General features: G+C 64.9%; 19 protein-coding genes. 6 read left to right on the top strand and 13 right to left on the bottom strand.

The genetic code is table 11. From position 1 onward, the window contains the following. Positions 1-25: 25 nt before the first annotated feature. Positions 26-3,397 carry an Rne/Rng family ribonuclease gene (locus WI697_RS05705; RefSeq protein ID WP_345957766.1) on the bottom strand — a complete coding sequence of 1,124 codons (3,372 nt, stop codon included), beginning with the start codon at positions 3,395-3,397 and terminating at the stop codon, positions 26-28. 990 nt (positions 3,398-4,387) lie between these two features. Between WI697_RS05705 and WI697_RS05700 the strand changes: the two genes are divergently transcribed. The 4 genes from WI697_RS05700 to WI697_RS05685 all read left to right on the top strand — a co-directional run bounded on the left by WI697_RS05700 (position 4,388) and on the right by WI697_RS05685 (position 10,815). Next, the gene (locus WI697_RS05700; RefSeq protein WP_082828291.1) at positions 4,388-5,779 is read left to right on the top strand and encodes an N-acetylmuramoyl-L-alanine amidase; all 1,392 of its coding nucleotides are present in this window, start codon (positions 4,388-4,390) and stop codon (positions 5,777-5,779) included. A gap of 239 nt (positions 5,780-6,018) precedes the next feature. Beyond that, positions 6,019-8,559 (top strand): penicillin-binding protein 1A, encoded by a 2,541-nt coding sequence (locus WI697_RS05695; RefSeq protein ID WP_345957765.1) that lies wholly within the window; start codon positions 6,019-6,021, stop codon positions 8,557-8,559. A gap of 69 nt (positions 8,560-8,628) precedes the next feature. Continuing rightward, positions 8,629-9,757, top strand: a protein-coding gene (gene prfB / locus WI697_RS05690) for a peptide chain release factor 2 (RefSeq protein WP_156503035.1) whose coding sequence is annotated in 2 segments (ribosomal slippage) — positions 8,629-8,697 and positions 8,699-9,757 — 1,128 coding nt in all. Because the reading frame shifts where the segments join, the coding sequence is not laid out codon by codon here. After that, positions 9,757-10,815 carry an alpha/beta hydrolase gene (locus WI697_RS05685; protein ID WP_345957764.1) on the top strand — a complete coding sequence of 353 codons (1,059 nt, stop codon included), beginning with the start codon at positions 9,757-9,759 and terminating at the stop codon, positions 10,813-10,815. The genes prfB and WI697_RS05685 overlap by 1 nt, the downstream gene beginning before the upstream one ends. Before the next feature lie 10 nt (positions 10,816-10,825). Here the strand turns inward: WI697_RS05685 and WI697_RS05680 are convergent, their stop codons facing one another. Continuing rightward, positions 10,826-11,554, bottom strand: coding sequence for a hemerythrin domain-containing protein (locus tag WI697_RS05680; RefSeq protein ID WP_345957763.1), 729 nt, complete (start codon positions 11,552-11,554; stop codon positions 10,826-10,828). Between the two features lie 157 nt (positions 11,555-11,711). Between WI697_RS05680 and WI697_RS05675 the strand changes: the two genes are divergently transcribed. Both WI697_RS05675 and WI697_RS05670 read left to right on the top strand, forming a co-directional pair. Further along, positions 11,712-12,200, top strand: a complete 489-nt coding sequence (locus tag WI697_RS05675; protein ID WP_345957761.1) for a hypothetical protein — start codon at positions 11,712-11,714, stop codon at positions 12,198-12,200. Continuing rightward, positions 12,197-13,537 carry a GAF domain-containing protein gene (locus tag WI697_RS05670; RefSeq protein ID WP_345957760.1) on the top strand — a complete coding sequence of 447 codons (1,341 nt, stop codon included), beginning with the start codon at positions 12,197-12,199 and terminating at the stop codon, positions 13,535-13,537. The genes WI697_RS05675 and WI697_RS05670 overlap by 4 nt, the downstream gene beginning before the upstream one ends. 188 nt (positions 13,538-13,725) lie before the next feature. Here the strand turns inward: WI697_RS05670 and WI697_RS05665 are convergent, their stop codons facing one another. The 11 genes from WI697_RS05665 to WI697_RS05615 all read right to left on the bottom strand — a co-directional run bounded on the left by WI697_RS05665 (position 13,726) and on the right by WI697_RS05615 (position 22,293). Further along, positions 13,726-14,607, bottom strand: coding sequence for a DUF4231 domain-containing protein (locus tag WI697_RS05665; protein WP_345957759.1), 882 nt, complete (start codon positions 14,605-14,607; stop codon positions 13,726-13,728). A 15-nt stretch (positions 14,608-14,622) separates the two neighbouring features. Then, positions 14,623-15,090, bottom strand: a complete 468-nt coding sequence (locus WI697_RS05660) for a TIR domain-containing protein (protein WP_345957758.1) — start codon at positions 15,088-15,090, stop codon at positions 14,623-14,625. Between the two features lies 1 nt (position 15,091). After that, positions 15,092-15,682, bottom strand: a complete 591-nt coding sequence (locus tag WI697_RS05655) for a 7-cyano-7-deazaguanine synthase (RefSeq protein ID WP_345957757.1) — start codon at positions 15,680-15,682, stop codon at positions 15,092-15,094. Further along, the gene (locus tag WI697_RS05650; protein ID WP_345957756.1) at positions 15,679-16,386 is read right to left on the bottom strand and encodes an 8-oxoguanine DNA glycosylase; all 708 of its coding nucleotides are present in this window, start codon (positions 16,384-16,386) and stop codon (positions 15,679-15,681) included. The genes WI697_RS05655 and WI697_RS05650 overlap by 4 nt, the downstream gene beginning before the upstream one ends. After that, on the bottom strand, positions 16,383-17,786 hold the full coding sequence (locus WI697_RS05645) for a toll/interleukin-1 receptor domain-containing protein (protein WP_345957755.1): 1,404 nt from the start codon (positions 17,784-17,786) through the stop codon (positions 16,383-16,385). The genes WI697_RS05650 and WI697_RS05645 overlap by 4 nt, the downstream gene beginning before the upstream one ends. 46 nt (positions 17,787-17,832) lie before the next feature. After that, positions 17,833-19,011 carry a carbohydrate kinase family protein gene (locus tag WI697_RS05640; RefSeq protein ID WP_345957754.1) on the bottom strand — a complete coding sequence of 393 codons (1,179 nt, stop codon included), beginning with the start codon at positions 19,009-19,011 and terminating at the stop codon, positions 17,833-17,835. Between the two features lie 82 nt (positions 19,012-19,093). Then, positions 19,094-19,405: a type II toxin-antitoxin system VapC family toxin gene (locus tag WI697_RS05635; protein WP_345957753.1), complete on the bottom strand. Its 312-nt coding sequence runs from the start codon at positions 19,403-19,405 to the stop codon at positions 19,094-19,096. Further along, positions 19,402-19,656 (bottom strand): type II toxin-antitoxin system Phd/YefM family antitoxin, encoded by a 255-nt coding sequence (locus tag WI697_RS05630; RefSeq protein ID WP_062762017.1) that lies wholly within the window; start codon positions 19,654-19,656, stop codon positions 19,402-19,404. Before WI697_RS05630 ends, WI697_RS05635 begins: the two co-directional genes overlap by 4 nt. Before the next feature lie 102 nt (positions 19,657-19,758). Further along, positions 19,759-20,283: a GNAT family N-acetyltransferase gene (locus WI697_RS05625; protein WP_345957752.1), complete on the bottom strand. Its 525-nt coding sequence runs from the start codon at positions 20,281-20,283 to the stop codon at positions 19,759-19,761. Positions 20,284-20,373: 90 nt separating this feature from the next. Then, entirely contained in the window at positions 20,374-21,336 is a 963-nt protein-coding gene (gene argC / locus WI697_RS05620; protein WP_062762019.1) for an N-acetyl-gamma-glutamyl-phosphate reductase, read from the bottom strand. A 108-nt stretch (positions 21,337-21,444) separates the two neighbouring features. Further along, positions 21,445-22,293, bottom strand: coding sequence for a ThiF family adenylyltransferase (locus WI697_RS05615; protein ID WP_062762020.1), 849 nt, complete (start codon positions 22,291-22,293; stop codon positions 21,445-21,447). Positions 22,294-22,299: the final 6 nt, after the last annotated feature.

Here is a 22,299-nt window from a genome sequence, read left to right as displayed (position 1 = left end):
GCATGGCCGGCTCCGGGGGCGACGGTCAGCTGCGGCCGCGAGAGGCCCACCAGCCGCGGCGCGGGCGCGCGGGCGCGCCTTCGGCCTCGATCACCGTCACGGCCGGCTCGTCATCGCCGGCCGGCTGCGGCTCGGCCCCGGTGCCGGTCTCCGCCTCGGTGCCGGTCTCCGCCTCGGGGGCCTCGGGCGTCGCCTTGGCGGCCGCTTCCTCGCGGAAGGGCGGCTCCAGCGGGGCGGCCGGGGCTTCGGCGGCTTCGGCCACCGCGGCGGCGGCCGGCCCGTCGATCACCGGCGGCTCGGCACCGGTTTCCACGGCGGTCACGACCAGGGCCGGCTCGGCCGCCTCCACCGCAGGCTCCGCCTTGCGGCGGCGGCGCGGCTTCGGTGCCTCGGCGGCAGCCTCGACGGGCTCACCCCCCTCGACCGCCTTCGCCTTGCGGGCGCGGGTGGTCTTGGCCGCGGCGGCCTTGGTGGTCGCAGCCTTGGCCGTCGTCGCCTTGGCGCGCGTCGCCCGCTTGCGGGCGGGGGCCGCCTCTGCCACCGCCTCGGCTTCGGCCGGGGCGTCGGCGGCAGTCTCGGCCACCTTGCGGCGGCGGCGCGGCTTGGGCGCGGCCTCAGCCTCGGCCTCGGCGGGCGCCTCGGCTTCGGTCTCGGCCTTCACCTTGCGACGGCGCTTCGGCTTCTCCGGTGCGGCCACCGGCTCTTCGGCGGCAACCACCGCATCGGCCTCGACCACGGCATCGGCTTCGGGCACCAGATCCGCACCGACCATCTCGGGTTCGGTGGCGGGCTCGGGTTCGGCGGCGGGCTCGCTGACCGGCGCCTCGGGCTCCGCGGCGGGGGCGTCGGCGGCCACGGCCTCTTCAGCCGGTGCCAGGTCGACCGCTGCGGTGTCGGCAGGTGCCGCTTCGGCGGGCGTCTCGTCGCTTACCGGCCCCATTTCGCTCACCGAAGTCGGCTCGCTCACGGAAGCTGCCTCGCTCGCGGGCGCCTCGTCGCTCACCGGAGCGGGGGCAGCATCGGCTTCGACGGCCGCGACCGCCTCGACCTCACCCGGCCGCCGACGACGGCGGCGGCGACGGCCGCGACCCTCTTCGGCTTCGGCCACCTCGGCCACGGGCTCGACGACCTCGCTCTCCGCGCCAGGCGCTTCGACTGCCGGGGTTTCCGTTTCGCTCACCGCCTCGGCAGTCTCGGCCTCGGCGTTCTCGGCCTCGTCGCCGGCCTGCTCTTCGTCGGTGGCCTGCTCCCCGTCAGTGGTCTGCTCCCCGTCGGTGGTCTGGGCCTCGGTGCGGGCCTCGCCATTGCCCGGGCGACGCCGGCGACGCCGACGGCGACGGCGGCCGTTCTCCTCGCCATTCCGGTCGTCGGCATTCCGGGCGTCTTCGGTGCTCTCGGCTTCGGCCTCGGTGTCACCCTCGGCCTCGCCGTCCTCGTCCTGGTCCTCGGCCTGATCCTCGCCCTCGGCGGTCGACTGGGTCTCGTCGTCACGACGCTTCCGCCGGCGCGACCGGCGGCGCCGCTTGCGGCGGTTCCGCTCTTCCTCGCTCTGGCTGTCGGCCTCGGGCCGGGTCTCGGCTTCGGCCTCGCTCCGGGCCTCGGCGGCGGCCTCTGCCTCGGCCATCGCCTCTTCCTCGGCCTCGGCTTCGGCGACCTCGGCGGCGATGCGCGCGGCATCCGCATCGGCGGCGGCGGCCGAGGATTCGGCGGTCACCGGGCGCTCGCTGCCGGCCGGGCGCTCGGGGATCTCGCCTTCCTTGCGCTGGCGGGTGCGCTCCAGCTCGTAAGGCGTGGGCGGCGTCAGGTTGTCGGCGGCTTCCACCAGCACGCGGAAGACATAGCGGGCCTCGATATCCGCCAGCATGTCGCGCTTGTGGTTGAAGATATAGAGCGCAACCTCGGTCGGCACGCGCAGCACCAGCTCCTCGGTGCGCTCGCGGATGCCTTCCTCTTCAACCGCGCGCAGGGCGGCAAGGGCGGTGCTTTCCACCGAACGGACCAGACCGGTGCCGCCGCAATGCGGGCACTGCATGGTGCTGGCCTCGATCAGCGACGGGCGCAGCCGCTGGCGCGACAGTTCCAGCAGGCCGAAACCGCTGATCCGGCCCAGCTGGATGCGGGCGCGATCGGCCTTCATCGCCTCTTTCAGGCGCCGTTCGACCGCACGGTTGTTCTTGCGGTCGTCCATGTCGATGAAGTCGATGACGATCAGCCCGGCCAGGTCGCGCAGGCGCAGCTGGCGGGCGACCTCGTCGGCAGCTTCCAGATTGGTCTTGAGCGCGGTCTCTTCGATGTTCCGCTCGCGGGTGGAGCGGCCCGAATTGACGTCGATCGCGACCAGCGCCTCGGTCTGGTTGATCACCACATAGCCGCCCGAGGGCAGGCGCACGGTGGGGGAGTGCATCGAGGCGAGCTGGGTTTCGACCTGATAGCGGTGGAAGAGGGGGATGCGGTCGCCATACTGCTTCACCAGCCGCGCGCGGCTGGGCATCAGCATCCGCATGAACTCCTTCGCGGCGCGATAGCCGTCGCCGCCCTCGACCAGCAGTTCGTCGATGTCGTTGGAATAGATGTCGCGGATCGACCGCTTGATGATGTCGGCCTCTTCATAGATCAGGGCCGGGGCGCGCGACGACAGGGTCCGCTCGCGGATGTCGTCCCACAGCCGCGAGAGATATTCGTAGTCGCGCTTGATCTCGGTCTTGGTGCGCTCGGCGCCGGCGGTGCGCAGCACCACGCTCATGCCGGCCGGGGTGCCCAGCTCGGTCAGGGTTTCGCGCAGCTTCTTGCGGGTGCGGGCATCCGAAATCTTGCGCGAGATGCCGCCACCATTGGGCGTGTTGGGCATCAGCACGCAATAGCGGCCGGCCAGCGAAATATAGCTGGTCAGGGCCGCGCCCTTGGTGCCGCGCTCTTCCTTGGCCACCTGGACCAGGATCAGCTGCCGCTTCTTGATGACTTCCTGGATCTTGTACTGGCGGTGCGGCTGCAGCCGCCGCCGGCTGGCGCCGCCGGCCGCGATGTCGTCGACGTCGGAACCGCCGACCTCTTCGATCTCGGGGCCTTCGCCGGCATCGGCGCGGGCTTCGCGCTCGGCATCCTCGCGCGCCGCCTTTTCGACCTCGCGGACCAGGGCCTCACGGTCGGCCAGGGGGATCTGGAAGTAGTCGGGATGGATCTCGCTGAAGGCCAGGAAACCGTTCCGGTTTCCGCCGTAATCCACGAACGCGGCCTGGAGCGAGGGCTCCACCCGGGTCACCTTGGCGAGATAGATATTCCCCTTCAGCTGCTTCTTGGTCGAGGTTTCGAAATCGAATTCTTCAAGCCGGTTGCCGTTGGTGACGACCACCCGCATTTCTTCGGGGTGGTTCGCGTCGATCAGCATACGCTTCGTCATCGAGCGTGGAACTCCGGATATGACCGCAACGGGCGCCGGCCTTCGTCAGGCGGCGCAGATCCGTCGGGCAGGATGTGGAGGAACGACGCGCGGGGTTGCGGCCGTCGGCTGCGCGGGCGCCGGTCAGGGCGGTGGCGGCAGGCGGCACGGTCAGGCCCGGTGTCGGATGGCAGGGGAACGATACGAAGACGACGGAACGCATACCGCCGAGCGATCGGCGGCAGTCGAAGCCTCTCAGGCTATGCACCGGACGCTCAGACGGATGTGGCATCGGAAGACGCCTCAGGGCCCGTGCGACCGACGCTCTGCGCGAAATCGCGCGCGTCGTTCATGACCGTTCCTTGTTGGTCGGAGGGGCGCGCCGCGTAATTGCCGCACACCCCGCTCCGCCGCCGCGTCACAAGGATTTCGCTCTCCGCCGGCCGGCCCGGCCCGCTTGTCGCGTGGCCGGCATGCCCTGGGTCGTCGTCGTCCTGCCTCGCGGCGGGTTCAACCGTCGGCCGGGGGATGCTCCCTCCCGGAGCGGCGCGGTCCGATCAACTCGGTCCGATGCCTCCGGCCATACGGAATTCCGGCGCCTCCCATCCGGTGGTCGATCCTGTCCCAGGCGGGGCAGGGCCGGTGACCGAAGCGGAACGCGCGGCCGCACTATAGAACAGGTCGCGGCCCTTCCACAATCGCGCTGTTGCAATCCGGCGACAGGGCAAGCGCGTGTTGCGCAGGCATGCGGCCACCCCGGGCGCGTCCTGCGACAGCCGTTTCGGGGCGGGCATGGCGGCGGCTTGAGTCACACCGCGGCCACAACCCTTCGTGCAAGTTCACCCCCGGTGCCAACAACATGGATAAACGCATTGAAAGATTGGGCGACTTCCGCCTATAAAACGAAGGAGTCGCTGGTTGCGGTGTCATCGGAGCTGCCCGTTCGCGGGTGGTTTTCGGGCGGCGCGGCCGGTCAGAGGATCAGCCGCCGACGCCTCCTGGAGCCGTCACATGTCCGCGCCTGCCATTCGCCAGACCGCCGACCATCTTTGCCGCGTCTCCGCCGCTCCGCCGTTCCGGCCGGGGCGGGCTGCCGCACGGCTGGGCCGGATGGCGAAACGCGCCATGGGCTGGGCGGTGATCTGCCTGCTGGCGCTGGTCGCGGTGATTGCAGGGCCGCTGCCGGGCGTCGGTCCGGAAGAGGCGGTGGCCGCCGAAACCGCCCGCGCGGTCGGCCTGCGGTTCGGCATGCATCCCGACAAGACCCGGCTGGTGATCGATCTGGACCGTCGGGTGGATTTCAGGGCCTTCACCCTGTCGGGCCCCGACCGGGTGGTGATAGACTTCCGCAATCTGGACTGGCAGATCCTCGACAAGGGTGAGAATTCGGGCGCCGGGCTGATCGCGCGCTATCGCGTCGGCCTGTTCGAACCCGGCGTCTATCGCATGGTGCTCGACCTGTCCCAGCCGTCGCAGATCGATTCGATGTTCGTGCTGCCGGCGCAGGACGGTCTGCCGCCGCGTTTCGTGGTCGATCTGTCGCGCACCTCGGCGCAATCCTTCGCCCGGACCACCCTGAAGGGAGAGCCGGAAGACCGGTTCGACGGCACCAAGGTCGCGGCCGCCCCGCAGCCGCCTGCGGGGCAGGCGGCGGTCGCCGCCGCGCCGATCCTGCCCGATGCGGCCAGGCCGCGGGCCCGGACCGATGGCCGGCGGATCGTCGCCATTGACGCCGGCCATGGCGGCATCGATCCCGGCGCCATCGGCATCACCGGCGTGCAGGAAAAGTCGATCACGCTGGCCATGGCCAAGGCGCTGGCGCAGGAGCTTGAAAAGACCGGCCGCTACAAGGCGGTGCTGACCCGCGATCGCGACATCTTCATCCGGCTGCGAGACCGGGTCGCCATCGCCCGTGCCGCCCAGGCGGAGCTGTTCATCTCGATCCATGCCGATTCGGTGCAGAACCCGCGCACGCGGGGCCTGTCGATCTACACGCTGTCGGAACGCGCCTCGGACGGTGTCGCCGCCCAGCTGGCCGACAGCGAAAACAAGTCCGACCTGATCGCCGGCGTCGATCTTTCGACCGAAAGCGCCGAGGTCACCTCGATCCTGATCGATCTGGCCCGGCGCGAGACCATGAACCTGTCGGCGCGGTTTGCCGGCCATGTCATCGGCCAGGTCCAGCCGCATACCGAATTGCTGACCAAGCCGGTGCGTTCGGCCGGCTTTGCGGTGCTCAAGGCGCCCGACATGCCGTCGGTGCTGATCGAGACCGGCTTCCTGTCCAACCGGCAGGATGAAAAAGTGCTGCAGGATTCCGCCCATCGGGCGAAGCTGGCCCGCAGCATCGTCGGTGCCGTCGATCAGTTCTTCGCCGCCGAACAGACCTGGAGCCGTCTCTGACCCCGGCCCCTCTCTGATCCTGGCCCCTCTCTGATCGCAGGCGGTGGCCGGGCCTGCCAAACCCTTCCGATGCCGTGTCATTTGCGTGGCTTGCAGGGCGGGGATGGTACCCCTGCGATTGACGCCAGGGCCGCGCGCGGCCACACTCCGGCTCCGCGACCAGGGACGGATCCGTCCGCTGGCGCCGCCCGTCAACCACATGGGAGCCGCCGGCCCTGGCCCGCGGCGTTGCACAGCCGATGAGCCTGATCCGCCTGCTCGGTTTTCTCCTGACCGGCATCGTCCTGCTCGCCATCGCTGGCGGCGCGGCGCTGTATTACGGCGTCACCATGTATGACGGCGACCTGCCGGATTTCGAGCAGCTGGCCGATTACAAGCCGCCGACCGTCACCCGGATCTATGCCGGCGATGGCCGTCTGCTGGACGAATATGCCCGTGAGAAGCGCGTCTTCGTGCCGATCGACGCGATCCCGGATGTGGTGAAACACGCCTTCATCGCCGCCGAGGATCAGAACTTCTACACCCATCCCGGCATCGACGTGGTCGCGATCCTGCGCGCCGCGGTGACCAATATCGACAATCTGGCCAGCGACCGCCGGCCCATCGGCGCCTCGACCATCACCCAGCAGGTGGCCAAGAACTTCCTGCTGACCAACGAGGTGTCGATCGAGCGCAAGGTCAAGGAGGCGCTGCTCTCGCTCAGGATCGAGCGCGCTTTCACCAAGGACCACATTCTCGAACTCTATCTGAACGAGATCTACCTGGGCTATGGCGCCTATGGCGTCGCGGCGGCGGCGCTCGCCTATTTCGACAAGTCGCTCGACGAGCTGACCGCGGAAGAGGCGGCCTATCTGGCGGCCCTGCCCAAGGCCCCGAACAACTACAACCCGATCCGCCGCGCCGATGCCGCCAAGGCCCGTCGCGACTGGGTGCTGAGCCGCATGGCCGAGGACGGCTACATCTCGGCCGACGAGGCCCGTGCCGCCGAAGCCCGGCCGCTGGTCACCCGCCCGCGCGGCGGCGAGGACCAGGCCCGCGCCGATTATTTCGTCGAAGAGGTCCGCCGCGACATCGCCCAGCGCTTCGGGTCCGACGAACTCTATGAAGGCGGGCTGACGGTGATGACCACCGTCGATCCCAAGCTTCAGGCCCTGGCCGATACCGCGCTTCGCGACGGGCTGGTTTCTTACGACCGCCGCCACGGCTATCGCGGGCCGGTGCAGAGCGGCGTTGCCACCGACGATATCGAGGCCGCCCGCAAGCGGCTGGAGGATCTGGGCCGCGACAAGCCGCTGGTGCCGGGCTGGCGCTATGCGCTGGTCACCGAGGCGGGCGGCAAGGCCGCGAAGCTGATCTTCGCCGATGGCGCCGCCGGCACGCTCGATCTCGAAGCGGTGAAATGGGCGCGGAAATACGTCTCGGTCGACCGGCGCGGGCCGGCGATCCGGGCGGTGGACGATGTGGTCAGCACCGGCGACATCGTGGTCGTGGCGCCGGCCGACGACCCGACCGAGGTGGCGGCAGAGGCCGACCGCCGGGCCGAAGACGGCGAGGGCCCGGCGCCCAAGGCCGCCGCAGGCGCGCTCAAACTGGTCCAGGTGCCCGATGTCTCGGGCGGTCTGGTGGCGATGAACCCGCATAACGGCCGGGTGCTGGCGATGACCGGCGGTTTCAACTTCGCCGCCAGCGAGTTCAACCGCGTCACCCAGGCCCAGCGTCAGCCGGGCTCGGCCTTCAAGCCTTTCGTCTATCTCTCGGCCTTCGAACACGGCTGGACGCCGGCCTCGATCGTCCAGGATGCCCCGCTTGCCCTGGATCAGGGCGCCGGTCTCGGCACCTGGCGGCCGAAGAATTACAGCGGCCGGTTCTATGGTCCGTCCACGCTGCGCGTCGGCGTGGAACAGTCGCGCAATCTGATGACCGTGCGCCTTGCCCGCGACCTGGGGGCCGAATCGATTTCGGAAATCGCCCGCCGGCTCGGCATCGGCGACTGGCCGCCCTATCTCTCCACGGCGCTGGGCGCCGGCGAAACCACGCTCATGCGTCTCGCCACCGCCTATGCCATGGTCGTCAACGGTGGCAGGCAGATCCATCCGGCGCTGGTCGAGCGTATCCAGGACCGCGACGGCAAGACCATCTTCCGCCGCGACGAGCGCCCCTGCGAGGCCTGTTCGGTGCCGGAATGGCATCCGGGCCTGCAGCCGCCGGTGCTGCCCGACACCCGCGACCAGGTGCTGAACCCGCTCGACGCCTATCAGCTGGTGCATGTCATGGAAGGCGTGATCCAGCGCGGCACCGGCCGCCGGGCGCTGTCGATCGGCAAGCCGCTGGCCGGCAAGACCGGCACCACCAATGACAGCTTCGACGCCTGGTTCATGGGCTTCAGCCCCGACCTGGTGGTGGGCGTCTATGTCGGCTTTGACACGCCGCGTTCGCTCGGCGATAACGAGCAGGGTGCCTCGGCGGCGCTGCCGATCTGGATCGAGTTCATGAAGGGCGCGCTGGCCGATGCACCGGCGACGCCGTTCCGCACCCCCAGCGGCATCCGCCTGGTGCGCATCGACGCCAAGACCGGCCTGCTGCCCGGCCCCGATACGGCGACGGTGATCACCGAGGCGTTCAAGCCCGGGACCGAGCCGACCATGGTTTCGGGCATGCAGGACGATTACGGCACCTATGGCGATCCGGGCGCCGGTGCGGGCACCGGCGGCAGCCTGCCGGCCCGGCCTTCGAACCCCTATGGCGGCGCCGCGGCGCCGGCACCGGGCGGCCTCTACTGATCGGGGTCACCGCGATATCCATGCCGGCGCCATCCGCGCCGGCATCATCATCAACGGGAGGACGTGCGTATGCGCGCCGAGATCAAGTCGCTCGCCGACGAGATCGAGCAGACCTTCGGTCTGCTGAGGAGGTATCTTTGACTGGGAGAACGCGCTCATCCGGCTCGAAGAGCTGAACGCCCTCTCCGAAGATCCGAAGCTCTGGGATGATCCGGCGCGCGCGCAGAAGGTGATGCGCGAACGCACCCAGCTGGAAGGCGCCATCGAGCGCTATCGCAAGCTGGAACAGGCGTTCCGCGACGATCTGGAACTCGCCGAACTGGGCGAGATGGAAGACGATGAAAGCGTCGTCGACGAGGCCCAGGCCTCGCTCGGCCGGCTGCTCGACGAGCTGCTGAAGCTCAAGGTCGAAAGCCTGCTCTCGGGCGAGGTCGACGGCAATGACAGCTATCTTGAAGTCCATGCCGGCGCCGGTGGCACCGAAAGCCAGGACTGGGCGCTGATGCTGCTGCGCATGTATACACGCTGGGCGGAATCGCATGGCTACAAGACCGAACTGGTCGAAGAGACCGACGGCGAAGAGGCGGGCATCAAATCGGCCACCCTGCTGATCAAGGGCCAGAACGCCTTCGGCTGGGCGAAGACCGAGACCGGCGTCCACCGGCTGGTGCGCATCTCGCCTTTCGACAGCCAGGCCCGGCGCCAGACCAGCTTCGCCGCCGTCCATGTCTATCCGGTGATCGACGACTCGATCGACATCGAGATCCTGGACAAGGATCTGCGCATCGATACCTACCGGGCCTCGGGTGCCGGTGGCCAGCACGTCAACCGGACGGACAGCGCCATCCGCATCACCCATGTGCCCACCGGCATCGTGGTGCAGTGCCAGCAGGACCGGTCGCAGCACAAGAACCGCGCCACCGCCATGGGCATGCTGAAGGCACGCCTTTACGAGCGTGAACTCAGGATGCGGGAAGAAAAGGCCCAGGCCGAGGCGGATGCCAAGACCGATATCGGCTGGGGCCACCAGATCCGCTCCTACGTGCTGCACCCCTACCAGATGGTCAAGGATCTGCGCACCGGGGTGGAGACCGGCAACACCCAGGCGGTGCTGAACGGCGATCTGGATGCCTTCATGCAGGCGGCGCTGTCGGCCAGGGTCGAGGGCACCTCCGGCGATGTCGGCGATCTCGACTGATGACGGCCCGCTTCCGGACAACCGGACGCTTTGCGACCGCGGCGGCTCTGCTCGCCGCGGTCGTGTCGTTTCAGGCCGGCCTGCTGACGCCGTCCCGGGCCGAGGCGCAGCTGGCGACGCCGGCCGCGGCCCTGTGTGAGCGTCAGATCGCGATCAAGGCGCCGATGCCGGCACCGGTCGACGCGTCCGGCGATCTGGTCGGCAGTTTCGGTTTTCCCTGTGCCGCCGGTGCCGATGCGGTGCTGCCGGTGGTGCTGATGCTGGCGGGGTCCGGCCCCACCGATCGCGACGGCAACCAGCCGGGGCTGCGCACCGATCTGTTGCGCATGCTGGCGGAAGATCTGGCGGCGCGCGGCATCGCCAGCCTGCGGGTCGACAAGCGCGGCATCGGCGCCAGCCGGGCGGCGATTGCCGACGAGGCGCTGATGACCATCGACCTGCTGGCCTCGGACGCCGCCCAATGGACCCGTGCCGCGCGCAGGCTGGCCGATGGGGCGCCGGTAATCGTGCTCGGCCACAGCGAAGGCGGGCTGATCGCCCTGCTGGCGGCACGGCGCGAGGCACCCGATGCCATCGTGCTGGCCGCGACCCCGGGGGAGCCCGCCATCCGCACGCTGGAACGCCAGCTGGCCCAGGCCCCGATGCCGGATGATCTGCGCCGCACCGCCGACCGGATCCTGGCCGATCTCGGTGCCGGCCGGAAGGTCGCCGATGTGCCGCTGGAACTGGCGCCGCTGTTCCGGCCTTCCGTCCAGCCCTATCTGATCTCGTGGCTGGGCATCGACCCCGCGACCGTGATGGAGCGTTTCGGCGGGCCGGTGCTGATCCTGCAGGGCGATCGCGACCTTCAGGTCACCACCGCCGATGCCCGCCGCCTGGCCGCGGGCCGCCCGAAAGATACCCGGGTCGAAATCCTGGCCGGGCTCAACCACGTGCTGAAACCGGCCCCGGCCGACCGGGCGGGCAATATCGCCGCCTATACCGCCCCGGGGCTCAGGCCGGATCCGCGGGTGGCCATGCTGATCTCGGCCTTTGCGGGTACCGGCGCCACGCCCTGAGCGCCGCCTGTCAGGCCGCGATCTGCAGCCTGAGGGCAAGGTCGGCGAAATCGGCCGGCGGCAGCAGCGGCCGGGCGACCTCGTCCATCAGCAGCCGGAACACCTCGGTCGGTGCCGTGGCGCGCACGCCGCCCAGCAGCCGCACCCGCTCGGCCGGCGACAGCGCCGGGATGATCAGCCGCATGAAGGCCAGGTTCATCTCGGGCGACAGCGTGCTCACGATCTCCATCTCGATCGCGGCCAGTTCGGCATCGCTGAACACGGCCTGAAGCAGGGGCGTGGTCACCGTCTCTTCCTCGTGCATATGGGCGAAATCCCGGGCCAGATGGGCCGCGAAGGCCAGATAGAGCGCACGGCCGGCCTCTTCGCGGGTCCCGGAGAAGTCGTCGGTCAGCGCGGTGATCCGCGCGATCAGCCCGGCGATCGAGCGGTGATGATCGGCATGCTGGCGGTCCAGCTCTTCGGTCGCAGGCCCTGTGCGGGCCTCCAGCGCCCGATGGATGGTGTCGCTTTCATGGGCGATATGGGCGGTGGCGAGCCGCAGATAGTCACGCAGCTCGGTCAGCAGGCCGGTGGTCGCGGCCGGGCTGGCGAAATCCGCCCGGCCCAGCCGGTCGAGCAGGGCCATGCCGGCCCGCCGCAGCCCCTTGTGCACGGGGCCGTAAAGATCGTACCGCCCGTCCAGCGGCAGGATCGGGGTGATGGCGGCGTCGGACCGGCTGCCGTGGATCATGGTCATCAGGCGTCCTCCTCTGGGGCGGCCCCTGCTGTCGGGGCCCATCCTGTGGTTGTGTTTCTACGCCCGCAGCTGGAACGGCTCTTCCTAAATGCTTGCTAACGGCAGCAGCCGTTTCCTAAAAATCAGAGGGGGAGACGCGCGGGCGGGGGGCGGAGGCATGATCGACGACGAGGTGGCGGCCGTGCTCGCCGGGCCGCTGATGATCCTGGTCTCGACCCGGGATCCGGCCGGAAGGGCGACGATCGCTCGCGGTTCGGGGATCCTGCGGGACCAGGGCGACGGGCTTGGGGTGTTGCTGTCACACAGCCTCTGGCCGGGGGCGGCCGCGGGCGCCGTCGCCGGCGGGCCGATCGCGGTCACCTGTGCGCGGCCCCACGACTACCGCACCTATCAGATCAAGGGCATGATCACCGCCGTCGCGCCGGCCGGCCCGGCCGATGCGGCCGAGGGCACGGCCTATGTCGCGCGCATGCTGGGGGTGATGGGGGCGCTCGGCGTCAGCCGGCTCCAGCTCTCCCAGACCCTGACCGACCGGGATCTGCTGCGCATCGACATTCACCCGCACGAGGTCTTCGACCAGACCCCGGGCCCGACCGCCGGTCGGCCGCTCGGTGCCGCAAACACGCCCCGGGATGCGCAGCCATGACCGCCGGGCCGGGCCTTGATGCGCTGCGCGATGCGCTGGAAGGCATCATCCCCTCGGTCATCGCCACCCTCGATGCCGACGGCATGCCCAACATCTCCTATCTCTCCCACGTCCACTATGTGGATGCGGGCCATGTCGCGCTGTCGAACCAGTTCTTTTCCAAGACCGCGGCCAATGTCCGCCGCACGGGCCGGGCGACGGTGATGGTGGTCGATGCCCGCACCGGCGACCAGTTCCTGCTCGACCTGGTCTTCGTCGGCGCCCGCACCACGGGCGAGGTGTTCGAGCGCATCGCCGTCCATCTGGAGGTGATGAGCGCCGCCCAGGGCATGGGCGAGGTGATGCGCCTGCGCGCGGTCGATCTCTACCGGGTGGAGGCGGTGACCCGGGTGGTGGCGGCGGAACCGCTGGAGATGCCGCCACCCCGGCCGCAGGCGCCGGATCATCTGGCGGTCGCGGCCCGGCTTGCCGCCCTGATGGCGGCGGAGCCCGATGCCGACCGTCTGCTCGATCTCACCCTCGATCGTCTGGTTGCGGATCTGGGCATGGGCAATCTGGTGGTGGCGGTTCCGGACGAAACCGGCGGCCTGCTCACCACCATCGCCAGCCGCGGCTATCCGCAATTCGGTGTCGGGTCGGAGGTGGCGCTGGGGGAGGGGGTGATCGGCGTGGCCGCCCTGCGCCGCCGGGTGCTGCGCATCGCCGACATGCGCCGCGGCCAGCGCTATGTCGCGGCGGTCAGGGGGGCGATGGACCGGCCGCCCATGGCCGGGATCCCGTTCCCGTCCCTGGCGCAGCCGCAATGCCAGCTGGCGGTACCGATGATCGCCCAGGGCCGGCTGGTGGGGGTGCTTTTCACCGAATCGGCCGAAAGCTTCGCCTTCGGCCATGCGGAAGAGGCGGTGCTGTCGATCGTGGCGGCAACGCTCGCCCTCGCCCTCGACCGGGCCGAGGCGGAGCGGGGGGAGGCACCAGCGGCCGAGGCACCTGACCCGGCGCCCGCGGGCCGGCGCCCGATCCGGCTGCGCTATTTCCCGCGCGACGGCAGCATTTTCATCGACGGCGACTATCTGATCCGCGGCGTGCCCGGCCGGCTGCTCCACCATTTCGTCACGGCCTATCTGGCGACCGGGCGTCAGGATTTCACCAACCGTGAAATCCGCCGCGATGCGGCCCTGCGCCTGCCGGATTTCAAGGACAATCTGGAAACCCGCCTGATCCTGCTTCGCCGCCGCCTGGACGAAAAACCCGGCCCCATCACCCTGACCCGCCCCGCCCGCGGCGCCATCCGCCTGGACTATGCCGGGCAGCCGGAGATCGAGGTGGTGGTCATGTAGCGCACAAAAAAAGGCTCAGACGCCCGCAGACCGGGATGAAAGCCCGATCACATCCACGCTGCAGGCAAGAACCGCGTCCCGTTCCGTAATGTGGCTCCCATAATGAAGGCAGGGTTTCCGGCACGTTTGGGGGCACATCATGCGGCACCCACCGGGGGCGGCACCGCCGGAAGAAGTTAGGGGCGTCGTCATACATTCTCGATCTGCCGCGCGGCCCATTGAGTATGTTCACGCGAGAAAGCTCGTTCGGCTTCATTTACGAAGGCAGAAAACTTCTCTTCGCTGTCGATCGTGCTAAGTCGGGTCTGCAAAATACCGATTTCATGGGCAGTGAGGTTGTAGGCAGAAGCAAGTTCGTTGAATTTCTTCAGCTGAATCCAGCCTATCATGGAAGAGGCGATCACCAACAAAGGCTCGGTTGGCCAAATCATCCATGATGGATCATAGCGGATGCGGATCAGAGCTAAAACTATCGCGATCCCCTGAACGATGATGCATATCCATGTCCATAAGCAAAACTGCCGCCTATTCCACCTGGATTTTGCCACATACCATTCGCGCTGATCCTTGATCCTGTCAGCCGTATATCGCTGAATACGCTCTGTCAGAGGCAGAGCGCGAACAGTGTTCATTTCGTTGGTAATCTGATCGCCGACGACCGGCCGGCGGCTTATTGAGCCGCGGACGTGGCTGTTGGCGTCTAAAATCGCTTTCAGAAACCGAGAGAATTTTTCGGCGACTGTTGAGAGTTTCGAGGCATCTTCGAACGGCTCAGCGCGCATCATGTAGCGCCAAGTAGATGTCTTGATCGACTCTGCCAGCGCTCGACACTCGTACCACTCTTTCTCAGGCTTTTGGACGATCATATATAATAGAAGGACCGTAGATGCGGCCAGAACCAACGCATAAATGATGTACAGATCAGGAGATGATCCAAACCATACAGAGACCGTCGCCGCGAATATGAGAAAAATATACTGCAGTCGGATGAGCCATAGATGGGTCAACTGGGCATCAGTGGCCGAACCGTCTGCCGACCTGTATAATGCGGGAAAATCGTCAGGTTCCATCAGTAGATCTCCCAATTATTTGAGTTCAGCCCCCAATTGATCCCACTGGACGATCTTTACGCCATGCTTTGCCACCCATGATGGATTTTGCCGCGGGGCGCCACCCCGGGGGTGAACAGCCACCACCTTTTTCCCAAGAGCGAGACTAGTCTCCACTTCCCAGGTCACCCATCGACTTTGTGCGGTATTGTCAGATATGTAGACGATACAAACAGATGAGCGGGATATCCTCTCGCGGATCTTTTGTTTGATATATTCTGCGCGGTCGCTATCGTAAGGCTCGCGAACAGAGTGATCGGCGAATTCGATATCATTGTTCTCGTTCTTCGCCTGCGCGCGTAGAATATTGACCTCATTCATATCTTCTGTTGCGAAACTTATGAAGACATTGCGTTTACCTCCCTGAAGTGCCGCTTTGGCCTTTTCCTCCAGCGACCGAATGTCGCCTAACCTGCTCCAACTTCCGCTGCTCCCGCCGCCCATCTCAGATCCCTTCGAATTTGAATTCATTACACGCGATGCACGCTCCGCAAGGTGTTTCCCCGCCCAGGTGGCACGAATAAGTGCCTTCGATGCCTTTCAGTGTTGCGAGTTCGATGACTTCCTGCTTATGGAAGGAAGAGAGCGGCGCAAGTACCTTTATCTCACGGCCCATGCTGCGTGCGATCATTGCCTCCGCCTCCTGTAAGAACGCCGACGTCTGATCAGGAAACAAGCTAGTCTCTTCATGAAGAAGCCCGATCGCTACAGCGTCGGCATCGCGCTGAAATGCGTAGGCGGCTGCTATCAGCAGAAAGAGGAGATTTCGACCGGGAGTAAAGGCATCTTCAAGTACTCGCTGGCTGTGGTCCGTCAGCCCAGACTTGATAAGGCGCCCGAAGCCGGATAAGTCAGCAACTTCTAAGTCAGGTAACCGCAGTTTGGCCATTATTGATCTACAGGCAGCGAGCTCTCGATCACGCGACCTTTGTCCGTAGTCTATGAAAATCGGGTACTGACGGATTCCTTCTTCTTTTGCAAGGTAGGCGACTACTGTGGAATCGAGTCCACCGGAAACGAGTGTGACGATGCTCATGCTAACGCATTCTCCGTTTCTTGACAGCCCGCAACCCGCATGACTATCCAAATCGCCCAGTCCAGAAGACCTACAGCAAAGCCGAGCCTATTTGCATGGGCAATCAGCTTATTCTCTTGTGCATGATACTGGGCTAGCTTTGAAATAGCTCGCCCAGTTCCATCATAGAGACCAATCACCGACATGTAGTTCAATACGTGACGATCCAAGACCGCGAGATCGTAGCTGATTCCTGTGTTCCGTAAGAACATACTGGCTTGCTTTGGCCCAATTCCCGATACATTCGACACAAGCCAAGCGCGAGCGCATGCCGCATTTCCGAAGGCATATACCAGCGAGCAAAGCTCGCCACTCTCCTGGGAAATCGACGCACGCGCAGAGGCCAGCTGTATCGATTTTGATTTGGGAAAGCGGTAGTTTCGGAAGCTGCCGTTAACCAGTACCGGCTGACGGAGGACCGTGAAAATCTCATCGGCGAGTTCAGCCTCGGGCGCTGATGTATTGAGAAGAAGCTGTCGTTTATCGAGTGCATCAGCGGTGGCTACGGCAAGCCCATACGGTACCTGGCTGCTCAATAGGCAGCAGGAAAGCTCCCACCAAAGGCTTCGCTCATCAAGAGTACTCTGAGCACGCTTGACCCTTTCCTCAATCTCAGGGCATATGAGTGTAATGGCATATTCTAGCCTGGCAGCATCGTTTCTCATCTGAATAAATCCGGCATTTGCTCAATAAGCTGCTTTGAATTGGATCCACCAAGCAGCCCGACGGCAAATGCTTCTAAGCGATTTTTTGAAGCAGCGGCCTGCAATTCATGTGTCAGTTCCCGATAATAATCTAAGTTATGAAAGGCAACTTTTCCCGCGTAATCGATGTTTTCATCAGAGATGGCGGAAACAGTGATCGGCGAACTCGCCATCTGCGCTTGATATGCAAAAAAATCGAAATGCTGGTAGTGATTCAATCTATGTTGCTGTCGGTCAACGGCGACCCGGCACCATTCTAAGCCATCGAAGCTGTCTGCTCCAGCTGCTGTCAAGATCGCTATACTCCATGGATTTCCTGTACCGAGGAGGTGGATCGGTTGATAAAAGGATAGGCGATCGAGCTCGTTTCGGACACGTCTCATGGTTTGTGCCCTCTGAATCAGTCCTCGGCCCAACTCCCGCTCTGCCAGCGCGATCATCGGTGGCTGGAGATGGTCGGCGACATCTCGCACCACCTCGGGAAGAGTTGTAAGGTCATATCCTTTCGAACGGGTGGCGGGAGCATGAACGATTGGAAGGACGGGGGCTTTAGTGAATTGCCTGTCTCGTTCGACTGCAGCGATAACTTGATCAACCGCGCGCTTTTTATTCTTCAGCGGGGCCATTTCGTCGAAGCAATACACCCAATCGTGCGAAATTCCTTCCAATGCCAATTTGAAGTCCTGGGGCTTCCAGCCGTCGTCGTCGCGTCGCGTCGCTTCGTAGTTGCCTGAGTCGATGAGGACGAAACCGCCCTGTGCGCGGATCCGTCTCAGTTCCTGCGCGATACCTCGGGGACGACGGGGGGGGAATAAGTCGTAGGCGGAGACGAGGATCGTCGATGTGCCAAAGAGACGAAGCGCCTTAAGAGCTTCGAGAGGAACGAGTTGCGTCTCGTGTGATGACACGGAGAGAAACAAGCTCGGAAGGGCGACTTTGCCCGCAGCTATAGCTGACGGGCGTTTTGGCGCCGTCCTCGGCGGGACGACAAGCGAAATCTTGCGCATCAGTTGCTGGATGCCTGGATGATCGTCTTCTCCGGCCCAACCCACAAGATCAACGGCACTATACCCATTAAATCCATACGGCGCATGTGTTGAGATGATCTTTGCGGGAATAATCGGAATATTATATTGTTCTGCTAAACGAAGTTCGTCCTTGACGTGGTTTTTATCTTTGGACGTTGGCGACCAGAGAGGGACAACGCATTTAGTATTTTGAATCTCACGTTCGATCACTGTCGAGAAGTCGCCGATGATTTTATCGTCCCACCACACATCCCATCGCGTTGAAAGTGTTCTTACTAATCTATCAGCCTGTCCGACATCTTCTCGCGAATAGATTATATAGACATCTGACATGCCTATTACTCCCCTCCCCAGAGCAGTGACTTAATGGTCTCACAAATCAGGCGTCGCGGCAACCAGCTAGAGTGTGGCGACACGCACGAGGCCAAGCGGCGTGGTACAAAGATGAGGCAAAGTCGGGAATAATCGTAGCGCCAGAATTGGATAATGCAGCGACGTCATGCCGCTGCTCTTCGTCCAAGATGATGATGGTGTCATAAGGGCGGTTTGCACAAAAACGGCGAATGTCCATCGGAGTGAGGCCATCTGCTACTATAAGTAAAGATGTATCACTGAAGAATGAATTTGGAATTTCGTCGAGTTGAGGTGAGACAGTTTCAATGCCCAACTCTTTTAAGCGGAAACGCGCTTCCTCAAGAGTATAGCGCCTTCCGATTGTGGATATTGAGCCATACAGGACAATCCGGCTCGGTGCCCGCCCAATTACTGGTTTGCGCATATTGAGGTGTTCGGTTCGCACCGGCAGGATCATTGTCTCGCAGTAGGCGGACACCGACCGAGAGGCGAGATCCGCTGCTTCAACGGCCGACATGCCAGCTTCCCCCCAGTAGCTTGCAAACACGGCGCTGAAGACATCTCCGGTTCCGATTTTGAACACCCGTGACGAATAGTATGCCGGAACGTTGATCGGCTCGACGTTGGGCTCGTAGATGGTTACTCCTCGTACTCCGCGCTTAACGACTATTACGGTCTTCTGCTTGCCATGTGACATGACGTTCGCAGCGGCAGTTGTCACATCGGCGCACCCCGCATAACGACACAACTCCAGCTCATTCATCACCAAGGCAAGTCGTTTTGCTGTTGAGCCGTTTGCTCCGAACGGCTCAGGACGATGAGCTGTCTGAGGATCGTAAATCGCAAGCTCAGCATCTACGATGGCAGAGCCTTCGAGGAAGCCGAACCTCAGGACCACATCTCCGGCAACCCGTATGGGCAGTTGTTGAGGAATTAATGCAGGCTTCGGTTCGATGTGCGGCTGGGAAAGTGGATGAAAGTACGCGAAAGCGATCGGAGTATCGGAGTAGGTGGACGAAATTCTTATGCCCATTGCGGTCAAAATATCCGAGCCAGGGTTGTCGTCGCTCTGCGCATAAGTATGGAGAGTACTTCCTGGGGAAAGAACACTGACCGCTGCCGCTGCGCGTCCGCCCGAACCAAACTGGCCGTTCCACTTCGGCGTTTCGCACAGTTCGTGATACAGTCCACCCGCTATATGCATTACGCTGAGCTCCGGCGTCGTTGAGCTATTATCCTATAATACATGTCTTGAGCCGCCGGATAGAAGCTCATTGGAGATTACACTACAGCCCGCCAGACGATGGACACGATCTGTCCGACAGCTGAAGGGTCGTCTCCCAAGCCGTCCGGGCCGTTTCGGTATCCGGTTCAATTGGAAGAAGCTTCAGTACGCCTGTCAGCTCATCACGCCGTCCGGTTGTCAGCCGCTGTTTACGGAGTGCGGTTCGCAGACCGTTTGCGACCTCCAGATGCCATATCGCAGGGACAACAGCACCGTTGCGGGCAACGTGACGCATCAGATCGTCGATCGCCGGCGTGACTTCGTCGTTGAAGCACCAGGCAAGAACGACGGATCCGTCAAGCACCAGGCTCATCGACGACCGTCTTCGATGAGATCCTTTATCGTGGCGACACCGCCCAGAGTGGTACCGGCGCGTGTTGCGATCATCCGTTCCACCCCCTCGACTGCTCTGCTTCCGGCTTCTTTGGAAGGGCATCCGATGAGCCGGGCGATGACCCTGCCGTCGCGCATGATGGCAACCTCTTCGCCTTGAGCGACGGCTTCAAGCAGATCATCCAGGTGATCGCGCGCTTCCGCGGCGGCAATACTGCGGACATGCCCCATGCTGGTTTCCTCCGGCCGGGAGTGATCCTGGCCAATGATATCGTCATTTGGCCCTTGCAGGAAAAGAGACTCCTGCCCTGCACGGGTGTCCGGAGATGCCGATCACATCTCCGGCGGCACCTCCCGTTCCGACAGCCGGCGCTGCATGAACACCAGGTCCAGCCAGCGGCCGAATTTGGCGCCCACCTGCGGCAGGCGGCCGGTTTCGGTGAAGCCCAGCCGGCGGTGCAGGTCGAGAGAGGCGGTGTTGCCGGCATCGATGCCGGCCACCATCACATGCTTGCCGGCCCGGGTCGCCCGGTCGATCAGGGCCTCCATCAGGGCGCGGCCCAGCCCGCGGCCGCGGGCATCGGGATGAACATAGACCGAATGCTCGACCGTGTGGCGATAGCCGTCGAAGGGCCGCCAGTCGCCGAAGCTCGCATAGCCGGCAACCCCGCCCTCGATCGAGCCGTCTTCGACCACCAGAACCGGATAGCCGGCGTCGCGGCGTGCGGCGAGCCAGCGGCTGCGATCGTCGAGCGTCGCCAGGCGCTCGTTCCAGATCGCGGTGGTGTTGACCACGGCGTCGTTGTAGATGGCAAGTATGCCGGGCAGGTCGGCGGCGGCCGCGTCGCGGATAAGCATGGGCTAGGGTCCGGTGCATCTTCCATGATGACAGGGGGTCAACATAGAAGACGCGCCCGGCCCTGGTCCAGGGGGGCGATGCAGCCCTCGTCAGGCCGCCTGATTGAGGTTCAGCCGCCCGGTCTGGGTCAGGCCCAGCATCAGGTTCATGTTCTGCACGGCCGCACCCGACGCGCCCTTGCCCAGATTGTCGAACACGGCCGAAAGGACCGCCTGGCCGCGATGATCGCTGCCGAACACCCGGATGGTCATGTCGTTGGTGCCGTTCAGCACCTCGGGCTCCAGCTCCCGGATGTCCGCGGTCTCCGCCAGGCTTTCGACGCCGATATGCGCCTGATCCCGGTAGTGGTCGGTCAGCACCCGGTGCAGATCGGCCACCGCCGGCTGCCCGGGCAGCAGGTCCAGCCGCAGCGGAATCTGCATCACGATGCCCTGGCGATAGCGGCCGATGGCGGGCAGGAAGGTGGGCCGGTGCGCCAGCCCCGCATGCACCCGCATTTCGTCGATATGCTTGTGTTCCAGATGCAGGGCATAGGCGCGCAGCGGCGCGTCGATATGGTCGGCGCGGGTCGGGTCTTCATAGCGTTCGATCAGGCTGCGGCCGGCGCCGGAATAGCCCGAGACCGCGAAGACCGCGACCGGATAGTCCCGGGGTACCAGACCGGCCGCCACCAGCGGTGCCAGCAGGGCGACGGCGCCGGTGGGGTAGCAGCCGGGATTGGTCACCCGGGCGGCGCGGGCGATCAGCCCTGGCTGGTCGGCCGACAGCTCGGGCAGGCCATAGGTCCAGCCGGGCAGAACCCGATGGGCGGAGCTCGCATCCAGAATGCGGACGCTCGGGTTGGTGACCAGCGCCACCGCTTCGCGCGCCGCATCGTCGGGCAGGCAGAGAATGGCGAGGTCGGCGGCGTTCAGCGCCTCGGCCCGGCGGGCCGGAAGCTTGCGGTCGGCATCGCTCAGGCTGATGAAGTCCAGATCGTCGCGCCCTTCCAGGCGGGCACGGATCTGCAGCCCGGTCGTGCCGGCCTCCCCGTCGATGAAGATGGTGGGCATCGTGGATCCTCGTCTGTCGGTCCGGCGTCTGCGTTGTGACGTGGTGTACGGTCGGGGGCTCCGGCGGGTAAACCGCTCCGGGGATAATCTACCAGGACGCTGGTAAAGTCAGCGAATATATCGCGCGGGCGCCTGACGGATCGACGTCACGCCCTGATCGGTGTCGATCTGAACGAAGGCGCCGGCCACGTAATCGATCTGCTGAACCCAGGGCACCGGTCGGAACGAGATGGGATGTCCCAGCAGCCGGCGGATCGCGGTCGAGGTGCTGAGCGTGGTGGCAAGCAGGCACGAGGCGCTGACCGAGGCCACCTTGCGCGCTTCGAAATCGAGCTTCGGATCGGTCATGTAGTGGCGGTGCAGCTGTGCCGGGTTCAGGCCCAGGCCGAAATTGATCAGCATCTCTTCTTCGTCCTGGTCGTCATGCAGGTCGAAGAAGCTGTCGAACGACATGCCGTCGGGTTCGAAAAGATGCACCGTCGCGCCGAAGCCGATCGGCCCGGCCACCACCACCGGCAGGTTCCGTCGCCGGGCCTCGGCATACATCAGGCGGCGCGGCTGGATGACGAAATAGTCCATGGCGTCGCAGACCATGTCGACGCCGTCCAGGAAGTCGTCGATCGTTTCGGTCGAGACGCCGTCGAAGACCCGGATGCGCAGCGCCGGGTTGATCGACAGCAGACGTTCCTTCAGCACCTCGGCCTTGGACCGGCCGACGGTGTGGATGGTGGCGCCGAACTGCCTGTTGAAATTTTCAGGCCCGAACTCGTCGAAATCGGCGATCCGGATGCCGCCGATACCCATGCGCACCAGCGCTTCGGCATGGGTGAATCCCACCCCGCCGCAGCCGGGAACGGCGATGGTGAAGGTGCCGAGCCTGTCGAGTTCTTCCTGCGAAACGATGCCCAGCATGCGGGAAAACAGGATGTCGCGATGAAACGGATCGGAAGAGGTCATGGGGAG

The organism is Tistrella mobilis, from assembly GCF_039634785.1.
GTDB lineage: Bacteria > Pseudomonadota > Alphaproteobacteria > Tistrellales > Tistrellaceae > Tistrella > Tistrella mobilis.
This window is presented reverse-complemented; position numbering and strand designations above follow the sequence as displayed.